This window comes from Vibrio sp. AH4 (genome assembly GCF_030710545.1).
Classification (GTDB): Bacteria; Pseudomonadota; Gammaproteobacteria; order Enterobacterales; family Vibrionaceae; genus Vibrio; species Vibrio metoecus.
Map to the genome: position 1 here is coordinate 1,352,870 of NZ_JALAIV010000001.1, position 22,855 is coordinate 1,375,724.

Below are 22,855 nucleotides of genomic sequence, written 5' to 3' on the forward strand. Positions count from 1 at the left end.
ACAAACTCCATTAATTCAGTACATGAGGAACGGCTAGGCGAAACGGTTCAATTTCTACGGAAAAAGACTTACCTTGCTCATCGATCATCAAGTATTGGCCTTGCATGACACCCACTGGAGTATCCAGCGCCGTTCCACTGCTGTAAGTGTATTCGTCGTTAGGCTCGATATGGGGTTGTTCACCCACAACGCCATCACCTTCGACGACCGTCTGTTTACCATCAGCATCGGTGATCAACCAGCGACGCCCCAATAACTGTACCGTTTGAGCACTGAGATTCTTAATTGTGATCAGATAAGCAAAGACAAAGCGCTGATATTCAGGATCGGATTGTTCCTCAATGTAGCGGGTTTGCACTTGAATCTTGATGCAGGGAAGCGAAACATCCATGAGCGACTCCTCAGCCTAGTGGTAGATAGTATTGGCAGATAAACAAAGGACGACTTAATGTCGTCCTTGTGGATTATGCGTGAGTTTTGTGCTTGGCATCAAGCCAGTTCGCTAATGCCACAAACTGAGCTAGGGTCAGGTTTTCTGGGCGCATTCCTGGGTTGATGCCCAGTGCTTCCAGTGTTTCTGGCTCAGCCAGACCTTTGTAACAGTTACGTACGGTTTTACGACGTTGATTAAAGCCTTCACGTACTACGCGATCTAAGCACTCTAAGCTGGTCGCAGGGTGTGGTAGATCTTCGTATGGAACGAGACGTACAACCGCTGAGTCTACTTTCGGTGGTGGCACAAACGCTGTTGGCGGAACTTCCAGTACCGGAACCACTTTACAGTAGTATTGCGCCATCACGGTTAGGCGGCCATAAGCTTTGCTACCGGGGCCAGCAGCTAAACGGTTGACCACCTCTTTTTGCAGCATGAAGTGCATGTCTTGAATGTCACGGTGGAATTCAAAAAGGTGGAACATCAGTGGTGTTGAAATGTTGTAAGGCAAGTTACCAAACACACGAAGTTTGTTGTTTGGTTTTACCAGTTGCTTGAAGTCAAAACGCATGGCGTCGCCTTCGTGGATAGTCAGTTTGCTTGCCAATTCTGGATGATTACGCAAGCGTTCCGCCAAGTCACGGTCAAGTTCGATGACGGTGAACTTATCCACTTCACGTCCTACCGGTTCTGTGATCGCGCCTAATCCTGGGCCGATTTCAACCAAGTTTTGCCCCGGTCTTGGATTAATCGCCGACACAATACCATCAATGATGTAAGGATCATTGAGGAAGTTTTGACCAAAGCGTTTACGTGCTTTGTGCCCTAAGTGGACATCATTTCTCATAGTGTTCTCGAAGTTATTTCGCTTTTTTATCAACTAATTCTATTGCGTAAGCCAATGCTGTCCAGAAGCTCCCTGCGTCGGCTTTACCTGTTCCGGCAAGATCCAATGCAGTGCCATGATCCACCGAAGTGCGGATAAAAGGCAGTCCCAGAGTAATATTGACTGAGCGGCCAAAGCCTTTGTATTTGAGCACGGGAAGCACTTGATCGTGGTACATCCCGAGTACGGCATCGGCTTGCTGCAAGTATTTTTCACTAAAAATGGTATCGGCTGGCAGTGGGCCAACCAATTGCATGCCATATTGCTCACGCAAACGCTGTAGGGTTGGAGTGATGGTTTCGATCTCCTCCATTCCTAATACACCGTCTTCACCTGCATGTGGGTTTAAACCACATACGTAAATTTTAGGCTGAGTAATGGCAAATTTCTCGACTAAATCCTTGTGGAGAATGTGAACGATCTGTTCTAGACGTTCACTGGTTATTGCTTGTGGCACTTCCGCGAGTGGCAGATGGGTTGTGACAAGTGCAGTGCGGAGTCCTTCTGTCGCTAGCATCATAACCACCAAAGGGGTGCTTGATTGCTCGGCAAAAAACTCGGTATGTCCGCTAAAGGTCACTCCGGCACGGTTGATCACCCCCTTGTGCACAGGGCCGGTGACAATAGCATCAAACTCGCCATTCATACAGCCTTTTGCCGCTCTTTCCAGCGTTTTTAACACATAGTGCCCATTGGCTGGATTGAGCTGACCTGCGACCACCGGCTCTGCCAGAGGGATATGCTCGACTAAAAGAGTGCCAGCTTGTTGTGGCTGTACTGGGTTATTGTGTTGATAATCCAGTAGCTTAACATGGATGCCTAGCTGTTCAGCACGTTCGGCAAGCAAGGTTTTATCGGCACACACCACCAGTTGGTGTGGCCAATCTTGAGCTGAAAGTGCGAGGATAAGGTCGGGACCGATCCCCGCGGGCTCACCAGCTGTGACAATGATGCGTTTACTGCTCATCCTTCTCGTCCTTCAATACTTCAACAAAGGCGCTGGCACGCAGCTCTTGCAGCCAAGCACTGGCTTCTTCATTGAATTTACGATTGAACAAGATACGGTAGGCCTTGTTTTTCAGTGCGGAATCAGTTCTGTCCACTTCGCGACGATCGAGCACTTCTACGATATGCCACCCATGTACAGTTTTAAACGGCTCACTGATTTGGCCTACGGGTAAGGTTTCAATCTGGTGTTTAAATTCTGGGACATACAGATCGGGAGTTTGATAGCCCAGTTCACCTTTTTGCGCGGCAGAGCCGGGGTCTTGGCTATATTGCTGTGCTAATTCTGCAAAGGTCACTTCGCCATTTTTGATGCGCTGTACGAACTCACTGAGCTGCTTTTGTGCACCATCATCGCTAAGAATGATGGTAGGCTTGATCAGAATATGACGAGCATTGACTTCCGTTACTGCGACCGTTTCTAGACCTTTTACATCATCAATTTTCAGGATGTGAAAACCCACACCGCTGCGAAATGGGCCGATAATGCTGCCTTTGTTCTGCATTTTGATCTGGTCGGCAAAGATGGTCGGCATTTCTTCTTTACGCATCCATCCCCAATCGCCACCTTGTAGCGCTTTTGGTCCTTTGGAGTAGGTATAGGCCATTTGCGCGAAATCAGCGCCATGCTTTAATTCACCCACCAATTTGTTGGCTAAGGATTCAGCTTCGCTTTTATCTTGCCCTTCTTCAACGCGTAGCTGAATATGGCTGATTTTGTATTGCACCGTGGCATCGGTTTCCTGCGCAAGCAGTTCAGCTAACGTATCAACCTCTGCGGGTAAAATGTTGATACGGCGACGAACCAGCGCGTTACGAGCATCGCTGGCCGCCATCTCTTTGCGCACCTGTTCACGAAACTCTGGGTAGGTTAAGCCTTCTTGCGCTACTGAAGCAATCAGCTGTTCCTGAGTTTGTTGATTGCTTTTGGCGATCTCTTTGATCGCATCGTTTAAACGATTGTCATCAATTTTTACCCCGATTCGATCAGCTTCTTGCTGCTGCAAAGTATCGATGATCAGTTTTTCCAACACTTGCTCACGTAAAACGCTTTCTTGTGGCAACGGTTGCTTATTTTGCTTGGCGTTGGCTTTCACGGTTTTGAGTGCACCATCGACATCACTTTGCAAAATAACACCACTATTGACGATGACCGCTACGCCATCAAGCTGTTGCGGTTCCGCATGAGCGTTAAACAAAGTCAGCATGCTAATAACGCTAATTAGCGTGGTTTTCCACAATTTCATGTACAGTCCTATATGAAATGTTGCCAGCCAGAGTTACCTCTGGCTAGATAAATTAATTGTTGAGGAAGAATGGGCGGCCATAACGGAGTGAGTTACTTGCACTGCTTATACCTGTCATACTCGATCCTGCGCCAATGCTGGTGCCAAAGCCGATAATTCCGATATTAAAGCTGAAGTTATTTTCATAGATTGGGTTCTCAAAAGGTTGTTTTTGTTGCCAATCCTTTAACTGGTTACTATAAGTAAAGCCTATATACCAACAATCTGATGTATAGGTTAGGTTAGCGAGCCACTCTAAAGCTTCATTGGTAGTCATATCATAGAAATACTGGCCTTTGGCTGACCATTTAGGACTTAACTTATAGCTTGCTAAAAGACCAGTTTGCGATATGCCATCTTCGGTTAATGGGTTATAGTCACCACTACAGTCGATTCCACGTACCGTACTGCAAATATAGTCTTCTGTAACATAACGGTAGTTCGCTTGGAGGTAGCCACCAGAAAAACGGTATTCCAAAGTGCTGTTACCAAGCTGAACTGCTTGGCTATTGATATCGTATTGAATCCCACCGTGGTAGAACAGATAGTCAGCAAAATTAAAGTCCATCTCAACGGCCCAGGCTGAATAGCTAGATTCTTTGTCATTGCTATTATTATTTGATGGATTGAGTTTACTATCCAGATAGAAAATCTGACCAAACGCGATATTGAGGCGTTCTTTATAGCTGCTATCAAAGAAACGAGTCGATGCACCGTAGCTGACTTGGTTAGCGGACTCAATTCGGTCTACGCCACTGTATTTGCGACTACGAAATAAGCCGTAGTAATCCGTTTGCAGCAGGGTAGAGTCATACAAACCAATATTGTCCTGATATTTTTCTGGTACGTAGAGATACTGAATTTTTGGCTCTAGAGTTTGAGTGTAGTTGTCTAACAGCACTGTATCTCGTTCAAGAACAATACTCGCAACACTCTTAAACTCAGGAATAACGCGCGTGACACTCTCTTCTAAATTAGCATCGTTGGTGTTATCTAATTCTTGCTGATAATAAGTGCCGAGCAAGCGCGCTTCCGTTGTCCAATTCCCCCAAGTGTTACTAAAAGGAACTTTTAGTCCCGGTTCAATATGTACACGAGTCGCAGAGGGCTTGCCTGCTGCATCCGTCTCAAAACGCGAAATGTGACTGATAAGGTCAAGATCGAGATATTTCATCAGCTCTGGAGCGTAATAGTTATAGGTGAGCTGCGGCATCAATCGATAAGGCAAGTTGGAGCTAGAGGTGTTGTCGGTGAGCAATTGGAAATCACGGACTAACAGTGATGAATCCCAATTTTGACTACGGTAAGTCGCGCGACCCTCTTGAATGAGTTGTCCATCCTCACGGTTGCCAATACCGGAGTCTAAGTCTGAGAAGTAGTTGATATCACTGACTTTTGAGTAATCAATTTCAAATTTCCAAGCTTGTTGGAAAATGCCACTATGCTCATATTGAAACGCCCAGCGATTCCCCTGCTCTGTATGCAGTTGATCATCTGGTAAATACTCTGACTTGATTTGCCCTTCACCAAAATCGGTCAGATAACGGAATACGCTATTGAGTTGTGTACCACGCTTTTGCATGTAGTTAAGCGTGGTTTCTAAATCGTAATTGGGGGCTAAATTCCAATAAAATGGTACTTCAACTTCATAGCCGTTACGCGAACCATAAGATGCAGTAGGGTATAGAAAACCGGTTTTACGTGTATCCCCAATCGGCACGGTTAAATAAGGGAGATAGAACACCGGCACATTTTGCACTTCAAGACGCGGGTTATAGAAAGTGGCAATCTCTTCATTTTGGTCCACATCAATGCTAGAAGCGCGCATGCGCCACGCATTATTGCCTTCTGGGCATGAGGTGATCGATCCATCTTCAATTTCATACACCGCTTTACCCGTTTTCGAAACATACACCGCTTCGCCACGCCCCGGTTCACACAAGAACTTGTAGCTGGTGTTTTCCAGCGTCATTTCATCCGTATTAAGATGATTGGTTGCTTTGGTCGATAGGGTTTTGATCTCACCATCACTAAACTGAACATTACCCTCGGCCACCACGACATTTTCTTGTTGATGCAACGTGACATTATCGGCCGCAATGCGTTTTTTACCTTGCACGACAACGACGTTACCGGAGTAGGTGGCCTTTTGCCCATTGATTGCCTCTAGCTTATCCGCTTCGACATTGATAGGCTGTTGGCCAGGGTTAGTTGGCTCAGGCTGGTTGACTAAACACTGTTCGCCATTAGGTAATTGAGCGCGATTGTCATCCACACTCGCTTCTGCTTGTATCTGAGGTGCAAAGAGTGCAGCGCTAATTGAGGCGGCTAAAAACGTGCGGGAAAAGCATGACATTGGGTTGTACATCCTGTTGAACTTGTGGCCTGTTGAACTTGATGGATTCCGAACTTAGGAGCCTGAAATATAAACGGTCCTTATCATAAAGGAAATTGACGCTTGCGCCACTATCAGACCGCTTCACTCCAGAAAAATTCATAGATTGAGAGCACATAATGCATATTTTTGGCAAAATTCTTGGCGCTTTTTTTGGCTTCCTGTTTGGTGGGCCTTTCGGTGCCGTTTTTGGACTCTTTTTAGGGCATCAATTCGATAAAGCGCGCCGCCTAAACCAGGCGGGGTTTCAAAGCGGTTCTTTTGGTGCAGGCCCAAGCCAAGCTGAACGTCAGGAAGAGTTTTTTAAAGCTGCTTTTTCGGTGATGGGGCATGTAGCGAAAGCCAAGGGGCAAGTGACTAAAGAAGAAATCCAACTCGCGACCATTATGATGGATCGCATGAACCTGACTCTAGAGCAAAAACGTGCCGCACAAGATGCGTTTCGTGACGGGAAAGAAAGCGATTTTCCTCTAGAGCAAGTGTTAGAGCGCGTGAAAATCGCCACGGGCGGGCGTTTTGACCTGCTACAGTTTTTCCTTGAGCTGCAAGTCTCTTCCGCATTTGCTGATGGTGATGTGCACCCGAGTGAGCGTAATGTACTGCACCGTATTGCGCGCGGCTTAGGTTTCTCTTCTGAACAGCTAGAGCGGCGTTTACGCATGCAAGAAGCCGCATTCCGTTTTCAGCAAGGTGGCGGTTTCAGCGGTTCGCAACAGCAATCTAGTGGTGGGCAGCAATGGCAGCAACCCTCATCGCGTAACCAACTGGCAGATGCCTACGAAGTGCTTGGCGTGAGTGAAACCGCCAGTGCGCAAGAGGTTAAGCGAGCTTATCGCAAGCTAATGAATGAACACCATCCAGATAAACTGATGGCGAAAGGTTTACCGCCAGAGATGATGAACGTAGCGAAAGAAAAATCACAGCAAATCCAACATGCTTATGAGCTGATCCGAAAGGAGAAAGGCATTAAGTAAGCTCATCATTATGCGCTTACCTTTTCTAAGGCAAACTTAACCGTTTGCCTTTCTTTTGCAGTCAAAAGAGCAATTGGAGTGGGGCAGTTTTCGACAGATAAAATAAAACCCAGTCAAAGACTGGGTTTCTAAAAGTGGCTCCTCCTGCTGGACTTGAACCAGCGACCTGCGGATTAACAGTCCGTCGCTCTACCGACTGAGCTAAGGAGGAATTATTGTTTTAATGTAATGGTGCCGACTACCGGAATCGAACTGGTGACCTACTGATTACAAGTCAGTTGCTCTACCTACTGAGCTAAGTCGGCAAATCAACTTGCAATGCAAGTTGGAAATTGGCTCCTCCTGCTGGACTTGAACCAGCGACCTGCGGATTAACAGTCCGTCGCTCTACCGACTGAGCTAAGGAGGAATTATTCTTTTTAATGTAATGGTGCCGACTACCGGAATCGAACTGGTGACCTACTGATTACAAGTCAGTTGCTCTACCTACTGAGCTAAGTCGGCACATTTATTATTGTTCGTGCAAGCACCAACAATCAAAATTGTGGTGCCCGGAGGCGGAATCGAACCACCGACACGAGGATTTTCAATCCTCTGCTCTACCGACTGAGCTATCCGGGCGACGAGGTGTATTAAAAGGGTTTTCGCGGTAGTCGTCAACATGAAAATCCAAAAAAAATATCGTTTGTTGTTTTTCTATACTTAATGGCCTGTTTTTGTCCATTTTGCTTGCCAAATTATCGCCGAATCGACAACAAAGTTCATTTTCAAAAGAGAGCAATGGGTTTTATCAAACCATAAAAATAAAAAAAGCACGTAAAAATACGTGCTTGATAAACATTTCTAGTAAACAACGGCGGATAGCCAGTCAGTTCAGGGCTATTACTCCCCGTAGTTGCATTTTAAATGCAATCTAGCGTGTTACCGAAAAGTGTGCCGCCCACTGTTCTAACTCACGCGCTAGCTTAGTCAGGGTTTGGGTGCTGTTATGGCTTTCTGTCACCACATGGCTCAATTTTGTGCCACTTTCTTCAATCATATTGATGCGACGAGAAATATCATCACTGACTTGGGTTTGTTCTGCCGCTGCGGTGGCAATTTGATGACTCATCGAAGAGACGCTTTCCAACGCATCAACAATCAATGCGAGTGCGGAAGCGGCATTTTCTGACTCTTGCACGCTACTTTGGCTGGTTTGCCCACAAATCTGAATGGTTTGAATCGCATTGCGCGAGCCTTCTTGCAGATTGTGGATCATCTGTTGGATCTCTTTAGTGCTCGTTTGCGTTCGGCCCGCTAAGTTACGCACTTCATCAGCTACTACCGCAAAGCCTCGGCCTTGTTCACCGGCACGAGCCGCTTCAATGGCCGCATTGAGTGCCAGTAAATTAGTTTGCTCTGCAATATCGCCAATTACGTCTAGCACTTTGGCGATGTTTTTCACATCCTGATCCAGATCGGCAACCGCGGTGCTCGCAGTTTGTAATTGGGTCGCCAAGCCTTGAATATTGCTTACCGTGTTGTGGATGAGCTTTTGCGTATGCTGGCTTTGCTGATCCGCTTGATCGGTGTTGAATGCGGTATCACGCGCAGAATCGGCGACTTGGTTCGCTGAAGAGGCCATTTCGGTCATTGCAGTGGCAATCATGGCGGTAGATTGCTGCTGGTTATCCGTTAATTCGGCAATGCTTTTGGCACGAGTACCTGCGCCGGCTAATTCAGAACGTAAAGCAACCATGGATTGCTCAAGCTTAGCCACCAAGTCTGCAAGTGAGCTGCTCATCTGCTGCACTGCACCATAAATACTCTCTTTAGGGGCTTTTATCGCAAATTCACGACGAATGCGGCCTTGTGCCACCGCTTGTACTGCGCTGCGTACCTCATTGGGTTCACCGCCGATAATCAGCAGTATTTTACGAATCGCGACCAGTAGCAGAGATAAAATCGCAACGGCGATCACCACACATAAGCTTAGTTGCCATTGCGCGGTAGACCAAAAACGCGCATTCACTTCGTTAAAACCAATACCCGTGCCGACAACCCAGCCCCAGTGTGGCGTTTTGCGGGCGATGGAGAGCTTTTCTTCAATCGAGCCATCTGCTTGCTTTTGTGTCCATGTGTATTCCACTAACTTGCCGGATTGATGACGCAGCACATCTTGAATTAAGCGGCCAACACTATTGCCTTTACCATCTTTAAAATCGTGAAAACTGGTGTCGTGCAGTTGTGGGTCGAGCGGCGTCGCCACGAAAGTCATATTTTCATCTGCCACATACACATATTCATTATCTTTGTAGAGATTGCTGCGCATTAGGCGGGTGGCGAGCGCTTTGGCTTCTGGCTCCGACATCTTGCCTTCTTGAGCCAGTTTCTCTACCTCAGTCAAAATACTGTAGGCACTATTAAACAGCTCGGTTACACGCGCTTTGTTATCGAGATTGCTGGCCACACGTAACGTCCACAGTCCGGTCGCGGTTAGCGCGAGAAGAGCGGCGAGAATGATGGCAGATAATAAATAAGCTTGGGTTTTTAATTTCATAGTTTGAACCCTATGGGGAAGGTGTAAGCAGATTAAATTTTTGTGACGGTTTGATGTCGGCGAGATAGTAATGAGCTTGCTTATTTATTGATACGAAGTAAGTGTGAAAGTATGAGTTGGATTAAATTTTTGCCTCGAAATAAAAAAAGAAGAGGTGAGAACGATGAGTTAAGTGAGAGGCGGGATGTTTGCGAAGTGAGAAGCGAAATCCAAAATGCAGATAAAGAAAAACCCAGTCAATGACTGGGTTTCTAAAAGTGGCTCCTCCTGCTGGGCTCGAACCAGCGACCTGCGGATTAACAGTCCGTCGCTCTACCGACTGAGCTAAGGAGGAACAATTTTTATTGTGTCTATGGCACAACTTTTAATAGTGGTGCCTCGAGGCGGAATCGAACCACCGACACGAGGATTTTCAATCCTCTGCTCTACCGACTGAGCTATCGAGGCAAATTTTAAGTGGTGCCGGCTGCCGGAATCGAACTGGCGACCTACTGATTACAAGTCAGTTGCTCTACCTACTGAGCTAAGCCGGCACACGTAACCTTTGCTGTTTGTGTCTTACACCAACAATCTAAAATTCGTGGTGCCCGGAGGCGGAATCGAACCACCGACACGAGGATTTTCAATCCTCTGCTCTACCGACTGAGCTATCCGGGCAACGGAGCGCTATTAAACGGATTTTCCCTTTACCCGTCAACCTGTTTTTTAAAAAAAATCGAAAAATCAGTTTGATTGCCGCTATTTTCAGCAAACTGCGGCTTTTTAGTTATCCCGCATTAAATTCCTTCTTAAATTTGGTCACTTTTTCCAGATAACGGCGCGCTTCCGCATTCGGATGTTTCTTGGTTAATGCCCAATAGACTTGGTTAGGTTGCAGGGCATTGAGGTCACGCATGGCGCGCTGGCGATCGCTGCTAAAGGTATTTAATACACCGCCTGTTCCGCCGTTGTAAGCAGAAATCATGCTGTATTCGAGAGATGTGGGGTGACGTACCTCTTTCAAATAGCGATTTTTCAGGATGTAAAAATAGGCGGTACCGGTATCAATGTTGTTTTCTGGGTTAAATAGATACTCGGGGCTGGGTTCACCAGAGCGGTTTTTGACCAGCTTGAACACATCCCGTCCTGCGGTTTTAGGAACCACTTGCATTAAGCCATAAGCGTTGGCCCAACTCACTGCATAGGGGTTGAAACTGCTTTCGGTTTTGATGATCGCGTAGATCAGATCTTCCGGGATATCGTATTTGCGAGAGGCCTTACGCACGATACTGGCGTATTTGTAGCCACGGATGTCGATTTGATCTTTGACCATGGGGATTTCGACGTAATAGGCTTTTTTGAAATCAACCTGCTTTACTTTCAGGTGGTTAGCGATGAGGTAATCGGCATAGCGGTTAGCGCGCCATGACCATTGGATTGGCTGACCATCCTGATCGAGCACCTGTTGATACAAAAAGGGTTGGCCTTTGAGTTCGATGTCTTTCGAGGAGAAAAGATCAACGTGCGCGGGATCATCGGGAGTCAGTAAGGTGGTGATGATCGCATTGCGTAAATGAGCTTTAGGATCGATAGGTGAAACGGTTTCTACTATGATTCGACCTTCGGTGAAGTTGACTTCAGAGCGGCTAAGGTAGTTGTCTATGTATTTGACGTAGTTATTTTTTCCGGCGATTTTTAGCTCGCGGCGTCCCCAACGTTTTTCGATATTGCCGGAGAAGCTGTTGATAAGGGCATCCAGTGCGGCGGTGTCTTTTTGAAACTGTCCGGGTAATTCGGCTAAGTTTTTGGCGAAACGGTTAGTGGGTTCGTAGTCGACATCGTAAATTTTCTCGATAAATTCACGACTACAGCCGCTCAATAGTAGAGCGGTGATACATAACACTAACTTTCTCATGCGCCTCCTTAAAGCGAAAAAGCGAACTTTCGCTGCTCCTGATACGAAAATGACATCATAACCGAGCGGCATGATGTCATTTTTTGCGAGCAGATGAAATCCGAAATTTCTTACTTTGCAGGCGGAGTATAACCTTCGATATGGACTTCTTTACCTTCGAACAGGAAGTTCACCATCTCTTGTTCAAGCAATTTGCGGTGCTCAGGATCCATCATGTTGAGCTTTTTCTCATTGATCAGCATGGTCTGTTTGCTTTGCCATTGCGCCCAAGCTTCTTTGCAGATGTTATCGAAAATGCGTTTGCCCAGTTCGCCGGGATAGAGTTGGAAATCCAAGCCATCGGCTTCTTTCTGCAATCGGGTACAAAATACGGTGCGAGCCATTCACTCTTCCTCTTTAAATGTGGCTATCAATGTCGAAAGGCAAGCTATGCAACAGTTGTTTCACTGGTGCCGCCAGACCAATCTCATCGGGTTGGCTTAAGTTATACCAAAGACCTTTGCTCCCTTCCATGACGATGTCCGGTTTGCGGCTTAATTGCAGCAAAATCGGCGTGATATCGAGATGGTAGTGGCTAAAGGTGTGACGAAATGCGATCAGGGTTTTCTGCGATTTTATTGTGCTATCGCCGATGGCGCGCTGATCTATGGTGGTTTGAATATTGGCAACCTCTGACTGCGGGAAGCAGTACAATCCGCCCCAAATTCCGCTTTGCGGGCGCTGCTCAAGCCAGACGGCATTGTCGTGATAGAGCATGACAAACCAAGTGGCTTTGATGGGCTTGTCCGTTTTCGGTTTCTTGCCCGGATACTCTTGGGGATTGCCTTGCTGTTTGGCAAGGCAGAAAGATTCCACCGGGCATAGGCTGCATTTGGGCTTACTGCGAGTGCAGATCATTGCACCCATATCCATCATGGCTTGGTTGTATTTATCAACATCCACACTTGGTGTATGCATTTCCGCATAATGCCAAAGTTGGTTCTCGACACTTTTTTGCCCCGGCCAGCCTTCAACGGCAAAGCAACGCGCCAAAGTGCGCTTCACGTTGCCATCCAAAATCGCATGTGGTTTTTTATACACAGAAGAGAGCACGGCTGCCGCAGTGGAACGGCCAACACCGGGTAGCGCATTCATCTGCTCTAAATCGGTCGGAAACTTGCCGCCATATTCACTCACTACGGTTTGCGCCGCTTTATGTAGATTGCGCGCGCGCGCGTAGTAGCCAAGTCCCGTCCAGAAATGCAGCACTTCATCTTGCGGTGCTGCCGCGAGGGCTTGTACGGTCGGGAAGCGTTCTAAAAAGCGTTCAAAGTAGGGGATCACGGTCGCGACTTGGGTCTGCTGTAACATGATTTCCGATAACCAAACGCGATACGCATTTTTATTTTGTTGCCACGGCAGGTTTTTGCGGCCGTAGGCGTCATACCAAGTAAGGATGGCCTGTGCAAAAGGAGTCACGACTTGCTCATTATTATTGTCTAAACTAGTGGAGCAAAATTGCACCACAGATTGGTGGTGAAGTAAAACCGACAAACATTGGGGATATTCTCCTCTTTCCTATTTGCAGCTGTGGCGGTGTTGACGGCAACGGCAAAGAGTTTGAGGGCTGGATGGTGAACGGTCAGTAATAACACTTGCACCGTTGACGATTCTTTGGATAATTCCCGCTCTGATTTAGCAATGTGCAGGCAATAGAAATGAGCGAAGTAATCACCCAGGAATTTACCGAAGATGGCAAAGTGCTGCGTCGTATTCGTAGCTTTGTTCGTCGTGAAGGTCGTTTGACCAAAGGCCAGGAAGCCGCAATGAAAGAGTGCTGGCCAACCATGGGAATTGATTACCAGCCAGAGCTGTTGGATTGGCAACAAGTGTTTGGTAACGATAATCCGGTTGTGCTGGAGATTGGTTTTGGCATGGGCGCGTCCTTAGTCGAAATGGCGAAAAATGCACCTGAGAAAAACTTCATCGGTATTGAAGTACACAGCCCAGGGGTTGGTGCTTGTTTGGCTTCAGCGCGTGAAGCGGGTGTCACTAACTTGCGTGTGATGTGCCATGACGCAGTCGAAGTATTTGCGCACATGATCCCAGACAACAGCCTGCACACTTTACAATTGTTCTTCCCAGATCCTTGGCATAAGAAACGCCACCACAAGCGCCGTATCGTGCAGCTTGAATTTGCTGAAATGGTACGCCAAAAGCTGATTATCGGCAGCGGTGTATTCCATATGGCAACCGACTGGGAAAACTATGCAGAACACATGGTTGAAGTGATGAATCAAGCGCCCGGTTTTGCTAACTTGGCAACCGATGGCGATTACATCCCGCGCCCTGATGAGCGCCCACTGACCAAGTTTGAGCAGCGTGGTCACCGTTTAGGCCACGGCGTGTGGGACATCAAGTACCAGCGCACTGCGTAAAGAGAGAATTTTGCTTAAGCCAACATTTGATGTTGGCTTTTTTGACCCTAATCCTCAGGCTACGGATAAGCTGAAGTAGCTTGAGACAAACTAATAATAAAGAGTCAACCATGAAGCCAACAGCAGACATTTTAGCCAGCATTCTTGACGAAGTTCGCCCGCTCACTAGCAAAGGCAACGTAGCAGATTACATTCCCGCACTAGCGAAAGTACCGAGTGATAAATTGGGTATTGCTGTGTTTACCAACCAAGGGGAAGTCATCACGGCCGGTGATGCGCAGGAAGGATTTTCGATTCAATCGATCTCTAAAGTGCTTAGCTTGACGCTCGCGATGGGCTTGTATCAGCCGGATGAACTGTGGAGTCGCGTGGGTAAAGAGCCTTCCGGTCAAGCGTTTAACTCATTGATTCAGCTTGAAATGGAGCAGGGGATTCCGCGTAATCCATTTATCAATGCGGGCGCGATTGTGGTGTGCGATATGCTGCAAAGTCGCCTTTCTGCACCTCGCCAGCGTTTGTTGGAGTTTGTACGCCAGCTCAGCGGCGAGCCGCAAATTGCTTATGACAAAGTCGTGGCAGCATCGGAGATGATGCACAGTGATCGCAACGCGGCGATTGCCTATTTGATGCGTTCTTTTGGCAATTTCCACAATGAGGTTATTCCGGTACTGCACAACTATTTTCACGCCTGCGCATTGAAAATGAGCTGTGTTGAGCTAGCGAAAACCTTCAGCTATCTGGCTAACAAAGGTGTTTCTGTGGTGACGGGCGAGACGGTGATCACCCCAACCCAAAGCAAACAAACTAACGCTTTGTTGGCGACTTGCGGCTTGTATGATGGGGCAGGAGAGTTTGCCTATCGAGTCGGTATGCCCGGAAAATCAGGTGTCGGCGGTGGTATTATTGCTGTGGTGCCGGGAGAGATGACGATTGCGGTATGGTCCCCTGCGTTGGATCAATCGGGTAACTCGCTTGCGGGTACTCGCGCGTTAGAGCTTTTAGCGCAGCGGATTGGCCGCTCGATTTTTTAAGCTATCCCTTTCCAAGTCGTGTGGCTATAAAAGATAAAAATAAAGAGGCGCACGCGCCTCTTGGTTATTCTTCTTCATCGGCCATAAAGGCTTCGAGCAGATCATTGAGGAACAGTTTGCCCTTCTCAGTAATTTGCCAATGCTGATCATCTTCACTGAGATAACCTTCATTCAGCGCCCAATCTAAGGTTGGACGGATCACTTCAATCGCCAGTCCCGTGGTGGCGGTAAAATCGGCTTTCGGGCACGGTTCAATCAAGCGAAAGCGGTTCATAAAGAACTCAAATGGTTTGTCTTGATCGGCAACCAACTGCTCACTATCCAAGTAGGCTTTGGCCAGATTGTTCAACGCTGCCAAGTAGCCGCGCGGGTGCTTGGTTTTGGTGGTGCGGACAATGCGTCCATCTGCAAAACTCAGTTTACCGTGCGCGCCACAGCCAATCCCGAGATAGTCACCAAAGCGCCAATAGTTGAGGTTGTGCTGACACTGATAGCCCGGCTTGCTGTAGCCAGAAATCTCATACTGCACATACCCTGCATCATTGAGCTTTTGATGTCCTAGCTCGAAAATATCCCATAGCGCATCTTCATCGGGCAGCTTAGGCGGCTTGGAATAAAACAGCGTGTTGGGTTCAATGGTCAGTTGATACCAAGAGAGATGCGGCGGATTGAGCGCGATCGCCTGATCCAAATCGGCTAGCGCTTGCTCGGGAGTTTGATCCGGTAAACCGTGCATCAAATCCAAATTAAAGCTGTTGAGGCCAATTTGGTGTGCTAACTGTGCGGCGCGCACCGCTTCTTGCTGGCCGTGGATGCGTCCTAAACGCGCTAATTTTTCTGGCTCAAAACTCTGCACACCAATCGAAATGCGCGTGACCCCAGCGGTGCGATAGCCAGCAAAACGCTGTGCTTCAATCGTGCCGGGGTTGGCTTCCATGGTGATTTCAATGTCTGGCTTAAACGTAATACGCTCGGCAACGCCTTGCAGCAAACGCGCGATACCTTCAGCAGAGATAAGGCTTGGTGTACCGCCGCCAATAAAGATTGAGTGCAGCAGGCGAGGATCTCCCTTGAGCTGGTAACGTTCGATGTCGCGATCCAGATCTTGCAGCAGCGCATCCAAATACTCTTGCTCAGGAATCTCGCCTTTCTGCGCGTGCGAGTTGAAATCGCAGTACGGGCATTTCTGCACGCACCACGGAATATGAATGTATAGGCTAAGCGGTGGAGGCGTTAGCATGTACGCTGCTCTTCAATCGCTTTGAACAGTTTTTGCAGAGCTTTACCGCGATGGGATAGCTGCTTTTTGCGCACCGGTTCTAGCTCAGCAGAAGCGCATTTTTCTTCCGGAACCCAGAAAATAGGATCGTAACCAAAGCCATTACTACCGTGTGGTGCGGTGAGGATTTTGCCTTCCCATTTGCCGTGGCAAACGATAGGCGTTGGATCATCGGCGTGGCGCATTAACACCAGTACACAATGAAAACGCGCGCTGCGCTGTTCGTCTGGCACATCTTGCATCGCCACTAGTAGCTTCTTGAGATTGTCGCCGTCGCTGGCATGCTCGCCCGCGTAGCGCGCGGAATAGATGCCCGGCGCACCGTTTAGGTAGTCCACTTCCAAACCGGAATCATCGGCAATCGCCGGTAATCCGGTAATTTGCGAGGCATGACGTGCCTTGATGATCGCATTTTCGATAAAAGTGGTGCCTGTTTCTGCCACTTCAGGGACGTTGAATTCGCTTTGCGCGACGACATCAAACCCAAAATCGGACAATAGGTCCGCCATTTCACGCACTTTGCCTTGATTGCCCGTGGCTAAAACGATCTTTTTCATGCTGTTCTCTGTGGTTTATATGGGGAAACCCGACGGCTGCGTCGTGGATTCCCCATGTCTTCTATAAAATTACTGTTCGGTATAGAACTTTTGGCTGAAGGTCAGTTTTCCCGCCCCTTTCAGACCAGCATCGACATCAATATCAAAGGTCAGCATCTCTTCATTGCTGATCGGCACTTCCGCCAAGTAGTAAATCGCGTTGCCTTCTTTGACTTGCTTAAAGCTCAGTTCACGCAAGTTACCAATCAGGTTTTTGGCATGGCCGGTCAGCTTGGCTTCGGTCGCCGGTTTACCGAGTGACGCGCGATCTAACACGCTGATATTGAGAATTGCGGTATAGCCGTTGCGCGTCAGCTGATAACTGCTCGCCACCTTAGGGGTTAAAAAGGTTGAGTTGAATGCCGAATAGTGCACTTCAATATCTTTAATGGTTTGTAGCTGCTCTGCGCTAGCAGGCAAAGCCAATAGGGAGAGCAGTAGTGACATCATCCATTTACGCATAATTCATTCTCCTTGTGAAAAAACTCCCTCAGAGAGGGAGTGTGATTATTCAATCAGTGCTGCAATTTCAGCTGGGATCTGGCTTGGTTGTAGGATACGCACTTGTTTGTGGCGTCCCAGTTCGCCCTTTTCGATCACCACCGAACCTTTTGCTACTTTGCACTGCTTAGCGAGAAACTTGCTCAAGTGTGCGTTGGCTTTACCATCAATCGGCGGTGCGGTGATGGCGACTTTGAGTTCCTCACCATGCAGGCCGACAATGCTGTCGCGGCTCGCTTTTGGTTGAATATAGAGCCGCAGCAGTAAATCATTCCCTTCGCGCCATACGGCTGCCATTACAACTGATACCAGATTGGGCCAATTAGGTCACCCATCAGGAAGTTGGCAAATTGCAGCACAATGAACAGCACCAGTACGCTGAGATCAAAGCCGCCCATCACCGGAATAATGCGGCGGATCGGTGCGAGCATAGGTTCAGTGAGTTGGTTGAATACGTACTCAATTGGGCTACGGCCTTGGCTGACCCAGCTTAGGATAGCGCGGATCAAGAGAACCCAGAACAGTAAGCCTCCCGCGGCTTTGATCAGAGAGAGCAAGCCAAGGAATAGGAAGTCAGCGCTGAAAGTGACGGCTCCGCCAGAGGCAATCAGTACCAAAGCCACGTATTTCAGCACGCAGAGTACGTACGCAAACAGTACGGTGGCGAGGTCCATGCTGCCCAATGACGGGATCACGCGGCGTAGGGGGCCAACCACAGGCTGTGTGGCTTTAACAATAAATTGAGAAAACGGATTGTAGAAATCAGCGCGCGCGGCTTGCAGCCAAATGCGCAAAATGACCACCATGATGTAGAGGTCAAACAGGGTATTGATGAGAAAGCTCATTGAATTCATAAGTTGCCCTTATTGATTTGGCAGCTGCTCATCTTGATGAGAGCTGCCTTAAGATTAAAATAGTTGTTCCATTTCTTGCGCACGAGCGACGGCCGCTTGCATTGCTTTGGCGACGATGTCGCTAAGCTTGTGATCATTAAAAGTTTGGATCGCTTGCGCTGTCGTACCGCCTTTTGATGTTACTTGTTCACGCAGTGTCGTCAGTGATGTTTCTGGATTTGCTTTGACCATTTCTGCGGCACCGAGCGCCGATTGTTGTACCAGCAAGCGCGCGGTCGCTTCATCAAAGCCTTGTGCCATGGCTTCTTGCTGCATGGCTTGCATAAACAAGAAGAAATAAGCGGGAGCGCTACCTGCGGCAGCAATCACGCTGTTGATGCCTGATTCGTTTTCTACCCAGCACACTTCACCGACGCTTTGCATCAGTTGAGTGGTAAAGGTTTTATCCGCTTCGCTCACTGAATCTGGCGCATACAAGCCACTCATACCACGGTTCACCAGTGATGGGGTATTTGGCATCACACGCACTAAATTGAGCTGGGTTGCCAGCATTTCATTGAGTCTTTTTACTGAGACTCCCGCGGCAATCGAGATAACTAATTTTCCAGAGAAATCGACCGCTTGCAGTGGCTTACATACCTCCGCCATCAGTTGCGGTTTGACCGCTAACACCACCACATCCGCTTGTTGCGCCGCAGCAAGGTTATCGCTGGTGGTGCGAATACCGTATTGCGCTTCAAGAGGCTCGCGGCGCGTGAGTGAAGGGGCGGTTGCAATGATCTTATCGGCGGCGTAACCACTGGCAATCAATCCCGCAATGATGGCGCGTGCCATGTTACCTGCGCCAATAAAGGCGATGCTTCTCTGTTCCATTCGATACTCTCAAATCTAAAAGGGGCACTCGTTGCAACGAGCATCCCAAACGTTAAGCGTTGCGGCTGTAATCGCGCTCGCCGAAAATCGCGGTACCAATACGCACTATGGTGCTGCCTGCTTCAATCGCTGCTTGCATATCGCCACTCATACCCATGGATAAGGTGTCAATCTGTGGGTATTTCTGAGCCAGTTGTTGCTGCAATTCGGCTAATTGGGAAAATGCCGCCAGTTGCGCAGGGTAATCCGGCACGTTCTCAGGAATTGACATCAGCCCTCTTAAGGTGAGGTTTGGCAGACGAGAAATCAATTCAGCTAATGTAAATAATTGCTGCGGTTCGATGCCTGATTTTGAGGCTTCACCGCTGGTGTTGACCTGAATCAGCACTTGCAGCGGTGGCATATCCACAGGGCGCTGTTCACTGAGGCGCAAGGCAATTTTCTCGCGATCAATGGTGTGAACCCAGTCAAAATGCTCTGCCACTAAGCGCGTTTTATTCGACTGTAGTGGACCGATAAAGTGCCACTCCAGTGCTAACTGCGGGTGATGTTCGGCAAAATAGCGGATTTTATCCACGCCTTCCTGCACATAATTCTCACCAAAGTAGCGTTGACCTGCTTGAGTCGCCTCAAGAATTGCCTCGACGGGTTTAGTTTTACTTACCGCGAGAAGTTGCACACTGCTTCGAGCGCGTCCACACTTTTGTTGTGCGCTCTCAATCTGTGCAGTGATATGTTCAATGTTTTGTTGAATACTACGCATAGCCAGACTTTATTAAGGAATTTAAATGGATATCGCTGAGTTACTGGAATTTAGTGTAAAACATAACGCCTCAGATCTACATCTTTCCGCAGGTGTTCCGCCTATGGTACGGATTGATGGCGAAGTTAGGAAGCTTGGCGTGCCTGCTTTTACCCATTCTGATGTACATCGCTTGATTTTTGAGATCATGAATGATGCCCAGCGCAGTGAATATGAAGAGAAATTAGAAGTCGATTTTTCTTTTGAACTGCCTAATGTTGGCCGTTTCCGGGTTAACGCGTTTCATCAAGCGCGCGGATGCTCGGCGGTGTTTCGTACCATTCCCACTGTTATCCCGACGTTAGAGCAACTGGATGCTCCTGAGATCTTCAGCAAAATTGCCAATTATGAAAAAGGGTTAGTTTTAGTGACTGGGCCAACGGGGTCGGGTAAGTCGACGACCTTGGCGGCGATGGTGAACTATGTCAATGCCCATCACAATAAGCATATTTTGACTATTGAAGATCCGATTGAATTTGTGCACAGCAACAATAAGTGTTTGATCAACCAACGCGAAGTGCACCGTGATACCCACAGTTTTAAAAATGCATTGCGCTCGGCATTGCGTGAAGACCCAGATGTGATTTTGGTTGGTGAGCTGCGTGACCAAGAAACGATTAGCTTGGCGCTTACCGCGGCAGAAACCGGTCACTTGGTGTTTGGCACTCTACACACCAGCTCGGCGGCGAAAACCATTGACCGGATTATCGATGTTTTTCCGGGCAGCGACAAAGACATGGTGCGTTCCATGTTGTCGGAATCGCTGCGTGCGGTTATTGCGCAAAAACTCCTAAAACGCGTCGGGGGTGGCCGTGTCGCGTGTCATGAAATCATGCTGGCGACGCCGGCAATTCGGAACTTGATCCGTGAAGATAAAGTGGCGCAGATGTATTCGATCATCCAAACCGGTGCCGCACACGGCATGCAAACCATGGAGCAAAACGCCAAACAGCTGATCGCGCGTGGTGTGGTGGATGCGCAAGAAGTACAGAGCAAAATCGAGTTGGATTTAAAAGCATTTTAGGTAGGTAAAGACAGATGGAGTTGAATCAATATCTGGATGGCATGCTGACTCATAAAGCATCGGATCTGTACATTACGGTGGGTGCACCGATTTTGTATCGAGTCGATGGTGAATTGCGTGCACAAGGTGAAGCGCTCAGCGTGGCGGATGTGACGGCCTTATTGCATGCGATGATGGATGACGCAAGGCAAGCAGAATTTAAGCAGACGCGCGAAGCGAACTTTGCTGTGGTGCGTGACAGTGGCCGTTTTCGGGTCAGTGCATTTTTCCAACGTGAATTGCCGGGGGCGGTGATCCGCCGGATTGAAACGCGCATTCCCACCTTTGAAGAACTGAAATTGCCTGAAGTGCTGCAAAATTTGGCGATTGCCAAACGCGGTTTAGTGTTGGTGGTTGGCGCAACCGGTTCGGGTAAATCGACCACTATGGCAGCCATGACTGGCTATCGTAATCAGCATCGCACCGGGCATATTTTGACGGTCGAAGATCCGATTGAGTTTGTACATGAGCATAAGCGCTGTATCGTGACGCAGCGAGAAGTGGGGCTCGATACCGAAAGTTATGAAGTGGCGCTGAAAAACTCGCTGCGCCAAGCCCCCGATATGATTTTGATTGGTGAAATTCGCAGCCGAGAAACCATGGAATACGCGATGACTTTCGCGGAAACGGGGCATTTGTGTATGGCCACGCTGCACGCCAATAACGCCAACCAAGCGTTAGAGCGGATTTTGCATTTAGTACCGAAAGAGCAGCGTGAGCAGTTCTTGCTCGACCTGTCACTCAACCTAAAAGGGGTGATTGGTCAGCAACTGTTGCGCGATAAAAACGGCAAAGGGCGACATGGAGTGTTTGAAGTGTTGCTCAATAGTCCACGAGTCGCGGATTTGATTCGCCGCGGCGATCTGCATGAGCTTAAAGCAACGATGGCGCGCTCTAAAGAAGTTGGCATGCAGACTTTCGACCAAGCCTTATACCAGCTAGTGGTGGATGACAAAATCAGTGAGCAAGATGCCCTGCACAGTGCCGATTCAGCCAACGATCTGCGTTTGATGCTCAAAACCAAGCGTGGTGATGACTACGGCAGCGGCTCTTTGCAGAATGTGAAGATTGATATGGAGTAGCGATGGTTACTTTGTGCGCTTTCCTTTTACGCCCTGCAACTCAAGCGAATTTGGGATAGAGCTTCGAGTCTGGATTGGGCATACTGCCACTTTCTCGGCTGAATGGGTGGAGTGCGCATGCCGATCACGACTCAAGAATATCTCGCATTAGGTGACGCGATTGCGGCGTTAAAGACGCCGCAATTTACGTCGCATCTTGTGGCAGTGCTACGCTGTATTGCCGATTTTGATTGCGCGGTGATCTTGGGCTATCGTCCCAACAAACATCCGATTTATCTGTATGACTCGCTCTCGACCCAGCGTGAGCTGCTGTTTCAGCGTTATCTGACTCATGCTTATCTTGATGATCCTTTCTATAGCGCTTTGCAGCACAACACGCGCTCAGGGGTGTTTCATCTTTCCGATTTAATGCCGCTCAATCCACAGCAAAAAGCCTATCAACACCAGTTTTATGCGCAAACCGGTTGGCAAGATGAAGTGAGTTTGGTGGTCAATCTCGATGGCGAGCGTGCGATTGTGGTGTATCTCGGCTGCTTTAAGCCGCGCTCTTTTCCTCGTGAACAGATAGCCGCGTTGCAACAGCGGTTTACTGTGTTGCAAGCCTTGTGTCAGCAGCATTGGCAGCAGCAGCCACTGCGGTTAGCGGAAAGTGCGCAGCCAAGCCAAGAGTTACGGACTTGGGTTGAACAGGCGATCCAGAGTTTTGGCGCGCAGCGTTTAAGCCCGCGTGAGCAGGAGATCACTGCACTGCTCATCCAAGGTTTAGACTCACAAGAGATTGCCGAGGCACTGGCCATCAGCCACGGCACAGTCAAAAATCATCGTAAACGCATTTATGCGCAGCTGCATGTCAGCTCGTTAAGCGAGCTGTTTCAACTGTTTCTCAATCATCTGATTGGCGCAGCCGCGGATTAGGCTGTCTCTCTTCCTTCGGTCATCAATTAC

The 22,855-nt window shown here is 48.3% G+C and carries 22 protein-coding genes and 9 tRNA genes; 6 read left to right on the forward strand and 25 right to left on the reverse strand.

Annotated elements, in window-relative coordinates:
* Positions 1–10 precede the first annotated feature (10 nt).
* From apaG to lptD, 5 genes are all read right to left on the reverse strand, one after another.
* Positions 11–391 (reverse strand): Co2+/Mg2+ efflux protein ApaG, encoded by a 381-nt coding sequence (apaG, locus tag MKA69_RS06405; RefSeq protein WP_000383334.1) that lies wholly within the window; start codon positions 389–391, stop codon positions 11–13.
* Between the two features lie 73 nt (positions 392–464).
* Positions 465–1,280 carry a 16S rRNA (adenine(1518)-N(6)/adenine(1519)-N(6))-dimethyltransferase RsmA gene (gene rsmA, locus MKA69_RS06410; RefSeq protein ID WP_001243263.1) on the reverse strand — a complete coding sequence of 272 codons (816 nt, stop codon included), beginning with the start codon at positions 1,278–1,280 and terminating at the stop codon, positions 465–467.
* 13 nt (positions 1,281–1,293) lie between these two features.
* Positions 1,294–2,286: a 4-hydroxythreonine-4-phosphate dehydrogenase PdxA gene (gene pdxA, locus MKA69_RS06415; RefSeq protein ID WP_000095766.1), complete on the reverse strand. Its 993-nt coding sequence runs from the start codon at positions 2,284–2,286 to the stop codon at positions 1,294–1,296.
* Entirely contained in the window at positions 2,276–3,571 is a 1,296-nt protein-coding gene (surA, locus tag MKA69_RS06420; protein ID WP_305847705.1) for a peptidylprolyl isomerase SurA, read from the reverse strand. The genes pdxA and surA overlap by 11 nt, the downstream gene beginning before the upstream one ends.
* A gap of 52 nt (positions 3,572–3,623) precedes the next feature.
* Positions 3,624–5,966: an LPS assembly protein LptD gene (gene lptD, locus MKA69_RS06425; RefSeq protein ID WP_305847706.1), complete on the reverse strand. Its 2,343-nt coding sequence runs from the start codon at positions 5,964–5,966 to the stop codon at positions 3,624–3,626.
* Between the two features lie 158 nt (positions 5,967–6,124).
* Here lptD and djlA point away from each other — a divergent pair, with 158 nt between their 5' ends.
* Positions 6,125–6,979 carry a co-chaperone DjlA gene (gene djlA, locus MKA69_RS06430; RefSeq protein ID WP_055065174.1) on the forward strand — a complete coding sequence of 285 codons (855 nt, stop codon included), beginning with the start codon at positions 6,125–6,127 and terminating at the stop codon, positions 6,977–6,979.
* 135 nt (positions 6,980–7,114) lie between these two features.
* On the opposite strand, the gene MKA69_RS06435 is transcribed toward djlA, so the two are convergent.
* The 13 genes from MKA69_RS06435 to mutY all read right to left on the reverse strand — a co-directional run bounded on the left by MKA69_RS06435 (position 7,115) and on the right by mutY (position 12,870).
* Positions 7,115–7,190: transfer RNA gene (locus tag MKA69_RS06435), tRNA-Asn, on the reverse strand.
* 18 nt (positions 7,191–7,208) lie between these two features.
* Positions 7,209–7,284: transfer RNA gene (locus tag MKA69_RS06440), tRNA-Thr, on the reverse strand.
* A gap of 28 nt (positions 7,285–7,312) precedes the next feature.
* A tRNA-Asn gene (locus tag MKA69_RS06445) sits at positions 7,313–7,388 on the reverse strand.
* A 19-nt stretch (positions 7,389–7,407) separates the two neighbouring features.
* Positions 7,408–7,483 (reverse strand) — tRNA-Thr (locus tag MKA69_RS06450).
* Positions 7,484–7,524: 41 nt separating this feature from the next.
* A tRNA-Phe gene (locus MKA69_RS06455) sits at positions 7,525–7,600 on the reverse strand.
* Between the two features lie 292 nt (positions 7,601–7,892).
* A complete protein-coding gene (locus MKA69_RS06460) occupies positions 7,893–9,518 on the reverse strand; it encodes a methyl-accepting chemotaxis protein (protein ID WP_305847707.1) in 1,626 nt (541 codons plus the stop codon).
* 258 nt (positions 9,519–9,776) lie between these two features.
* Positions 9,777–9,852, reverse strand: a tRNA-Asn gene (locus tag MKA69_RS06465).
* Positions 9,853–9,889: 37 nt separating this feature from the next.
* Positions 9,890–9,965 (reverse strand) — tRNA-Phe (locus MKA69_RS06470).
* A gap of 10 nt (positions 9,966–9,975) precedes the next feature.
* Positions 9,976–10,051 (reverse strand) — tRNA-Thr (locus MKA69_RS06475).
* Positions 10,052–10,099: 48 nt separating this feature from the next.
* A tRNA-Phe gene (locus MKA69_RS06480) sits at positions 10,100–10,175 on the reverse strand.
* A gap of 109 nt (positions 10,176–10,284) precedes the next feature.
* Complete coding sequence (gene mltC / locus MKA69_RS06485; RefSeq protein WP_001230174.1) at positions 10,285–11,412, reverse strand: membrane-bound lytic murein transglycosylase MltC; 1,128 nt, start codon at positions 11,410–11,412, stop codon at positions 10,285–10,287.
* Positions 11,413–11,522: 110 nt separating this feature from the next.
* Positions 11,523–11,795, reverse strand: a complete 273-nt coding sequence (locus tag MKA69_RS06490; protein ID WP_000124737.1) for an oxidative damage protection protein — start codon at positions 11,793–11,795, stop codon at positions 11,523–11,525.
* Positions 11,796–11,808: 13 nt separating this feature from the next.
* Positions 11,809–12,870, reverse strand: coding sequence for an A/G-specific adenine glycosylase (gene mutY / locus MKA69_RS06495; protein WP_305847708.1), 1,062 nt, complete (start codon positions 12,868–12,870; stop codon positions 11,809–11,811).
* Between the two features lie 239 nt (positions 12,871–13,109).
* On the opposite strand from mutY, the gene trmB reads away from it, so the two are divergent.
* Positions 13,110–13,829 carry a tRNA (guanosine(46)-N7)-methyltransferase TrmB gene (gene trmB, locus MKA69_RS06500; protein ID WP_055043573.1) on the forward strand — a complete coding sequence of 240 codons (720 nt, stop codon included), beginning with the start codon at positions 13,110–13,112 and terminating at the stop codon, positions 13,827–13,829.
* Between the two features lie 110 nt (positions 13,830–13,939).
* Positions 13,940–14,860, forward strand: coding sequence for a glutaminase B (gene glsB, locus MKA69_RS06505; RefSeq protein ID WP_305847710.1), 921 nt, complete (start codon positions 13,940–13,942; stop codon positions 14,858–14,860).
* A 64-nt stretch (positions 14,861–14,924) separates the two neighbouring features.
* Here glsB and hemW read toward each other — a convergent pair whose 3' ends face one another.
* The 7 genes from hemW to MKA69_RS06540 form a co-directional block, all read right to left on the reverse strand.
* On the reverse strand, positions 14,925–16,100 hold the full coding sequence (hemW, locus tag MKA69_RS06510) for a radical SAM family heme chaperone HemW (protein WP_305847711.1): 1,176 nt from the start codon (positions 16,098–16,100) through the stop codon (positions 14,925–14,927).
* Positions 16,094–16,696 (reverse strand): XTP/dITP diphosphatase, encoded by a 603-nt coding sequence (locus tag MKA69_RS06515; RefSeq protein ID WP_305847712.1) that lies wholly within the window; start codon positions 16,694–16,696, stop codon positions 16,094–16,096. Before MKA69_RS06515 ends, hemW begins: the two co-directional genes overlap by 7 nt.
* A 69-nt stretch (positions 16,697–16,765) precedes the next feature.
* Positions 16,766–17,197: a DUF4426 domain-containing protein gene (locus MKA69_RS06520; protein WP_001233671.1), complete on the reverse strand. Its 432-nt coding sequence runs from the start codon at positions 17,195–17,197 to the stop codon at positions 16,766–16,768.
* A gap of 45 nt (positions 17,198–17,242) precedes the next feature.
* Positions 17,243–17,533 (reverse strand): DUF167 family protein YggU, encoded by a 291-nt coding sequence (gene yggU / locus MKA69_RS06525; RefSeq protein ID WP_305847713.1) that lies wholly within the window; start codon positions 17,531–17,533, stop codon positions 17,243–17,245.
* Complete coding sequence (locus MKA69_RS06530; RefSeq protein ID WP_009356065.1) at positions 17,533–18,090, reverse strand: YggT family protein; 558 nt, start codon at positions 18,088–18,090, stop codon at positions 17,533–17,535. Before MKA69_RS06530 ends, yggU begins: the two co-directional genes overlap by 1 nt.
* Positions 18,091–18,144: 54 nt before the next feature.
* The gene (gene proC, locus MKA69_RS06535; RefSeq protein WP_305847714.1) at positions 18,145–18,963 is read right to left on the reverse strand and encodes a pyrroline-5-carboxylate reductase; all 819 of its coding nucleotides are present in this window, start codon (positions 18,961–18,963) and stop codon (positions 18,145–18,147) included.
* A 52-nt stretch (positions 18,964–19,015) separates the two neighbouring features.
* On the reverse strand, positions 19,016–19,726 hold the full coding sequence (locus MKA69_RS06540; protein ID WP_001256647.1) for a YggS family pyridoxal phosphate-dependent enzyme: 711 nt from the start codon (positions 19,724–19,726) through the stop codon (positions 19,016–19,018).
* A 25-nt stretch (positions 19,727–19,751) separates the two neighbouring features.
* On the opposite strand from MKA69_RS06540, the gene MKA69_RS06545 reads away from it, so the two are divergent.
* The 3 genes from MKA69_RS06545 (at position 19,752) to MKA69_RS06555 (ending at position 22,825) form a co-directional block, all read left to right on the forward strand.
* Positions 19,752–20,789 carry a type IV pilus twitching motility protein PilT gene (locus MKA69_RS06545; protein WP_000350195.1) on the forward strand — a complete coding sequence of 346 codons (1,038 nt, stop codon included), beginning with the start codon at positions 19,752–19,754 and terminating at the stop codon, positions 20,787–20,789.
* A 14-nt stretch (positions 20,790–20,803) separates the two neighbouring features.
* Entirely contained in the window at positions 20,804–21,910 is a 1,107-nt protein-coding gene (locus tag MKA69_RS06550) for a PilT/PilU family type 4a pilus ATPase (RefSeq protein ID WP_305847715.1), read from the forward strand.
* Positions 21,911–22,027: 117 nt separating this feature from the next.
* Positions 22,028–22,825, forward strand: a complete 798-nt coding sequence (locus MKA69_RS06555; RefSeq protein WP_057567699.1) for a helix-turn-helix transcriptional regulator — start codon at positions 22,028–22,030, stop codon at positions 22,823–22,825.
* Positions 22,826–22,855 lie beyond the last annotated feature (30 nt).

What these genes read in the sequence shown, in the direction of transcription:
- apaG (WP_000383334.1), bottom strand. Translation starts at nt 391, where the DNA reads ATGGATGTTTCGCTTCCCTGCATCAAGATTCAAGTGCAAACCCGCTAC.
- rsmA (WP_001243263.1), bottom strand. Translation starts at nt 1,280, where the DNA reads ATGAGAAATGATGTCCACTTAGGGCACAAAGCACGTAAACGCTTTGGT.
- pdxA (WP_000095766.1), bottom strand. Translation starts at nt 2,286, where the DNA reads ATGAGCAGTAAACGCATCATTGTCACAGCTGGTGAGCCCGCGGGGATC.
- surA (WP_305847705.1), bottom strand. Translation starts at nt 3,571, where the DNA reads ATGAAATTGTGGAAAACCACGCTAATTAGCGTTATTAGCATGCTGACT.
- lptD (WP_305847706.1), bottom strand. Translation starts at nt 5,966, where the DNA reads ATGTCATGCTTTTCCCGCACGTTTTTAGCCGCCTCAATTAGCGCTGCA.
- djlA (WP_055065174.1), top strand. Translation starts at nt 6,125, where the DNA reads ATGCATATTTTTGGCAAAATTCTTGGCGCTTTTTTTGGCTTCCTGTTT.
- MKA69_RS06460 (WP_305847707.1), bottom strand. Translation starts at nt 9,518, where the DNA reads ATGAAATTAAAAACCCAAGCTTATTTATTATCTGCCATCATTCTCGCC.
- mltC (WP_001230174.1), bottom strand. Translation starts at nt 11,412, where the DNA reads ATGAGAAAGTTAGTGTTATGTATCACCGCTCTACTATTGAGCGGCTGT.
- MKA69_RS06490 (WP_000124737.1), bottom strand. Translation starts at nt 11,795, where the DNA reads ATGGCTCGCACCGTATTTTGTACCCGATTGCAGAAAGAAGCCGATGGC.
- trmB (WP_055043573.1), top strand. Translation starts at nt 13,110, where the DNA reads ATGAGCGAAGTAATCACCCAGGAATTTACCGAAGATGGCAAAGTGCTG.
- glsB (WP_305847710.1), top strand. Translation starts at nt 13,940, where the DNA reads ATGAAGCCAACAGCAGACATTTTAGCCAGCATTCTTGACGAAGTTCGC.
- hemW (WP_305847711.1), bottom strand. Translation starts at nt 16,100, where the DNA reads ATGCTAACGCCTCCACCGCTTAGCCTATACATTCATATTCCGTGGTGC.
- MKA69_RS06515 (WP_305847712.1), bottom strand. Translation starts at nt 16,696, where the DNA reads ATGAAAAAGATCGTTTTAGCCACGGGCAATCAAGGCAAAGTGCGTGAA.
- MKA69_RS06520 (WP_001233671.1), bottom strand. Translation starts at nt 17,197, where the DNA reads ATGCGTAAATGGATGATGTCACTACTGCTCTCCCTATTGGCTTTGCCT.
- yggU (WP_305847713.1), bottom strand. Translation starts at nt 17,533, where the DNA reads ATGGCAGCCGTATGGCGCGAAGGGAATGATTTACTGCTGCGGCTCTAT.
- MKA69_RS06530 (WP_009356065.1), bottom strand. Translation starts at nt 18,090, where the DNA reads ATGAATTCAATGAGCTTTCTCATCAATACCCTGTTTGACCTCTACATC.
- proC (WP_305847714.1), bottom strand. Translation starts at nt 18,963, where the DNA reads ATGGAACAGAGAAGCATCGCCTTTATTGGCGCAGGTAACATGGCACGC.
- MKA69_RS06540 (WP_001256647.1), bottom strand. Translation starts at nt 19,726, where the DNA reads ATGCGTAGTATTCAACAAAACATTGAACATATCACTGCACAGATTGAG.
- MKA69_RS06545 (WP_000350195.1), top strand. Translation starts at nt 19,752, where the DNA reads ATGGATATCGCTGAGTTACTGGAATTTAGTGTAAAACATAACGCCTCA.
- MKA69_RS06550 (WP_305847715.1), top strand. Translation starts at nt 20,804, where the DNA reads ATGGAGTTGAATCAATATCTGGATGGCATGCTGACTCATAAAGCATCG.
- MKA69_RS06555 (WP_057567699.1), top strand. Translation starts at nt 22,028, where the DNA reads ATGCCGATCACGACTCAAGAATATCTCGCATTAGGTGACGCGATTGCG.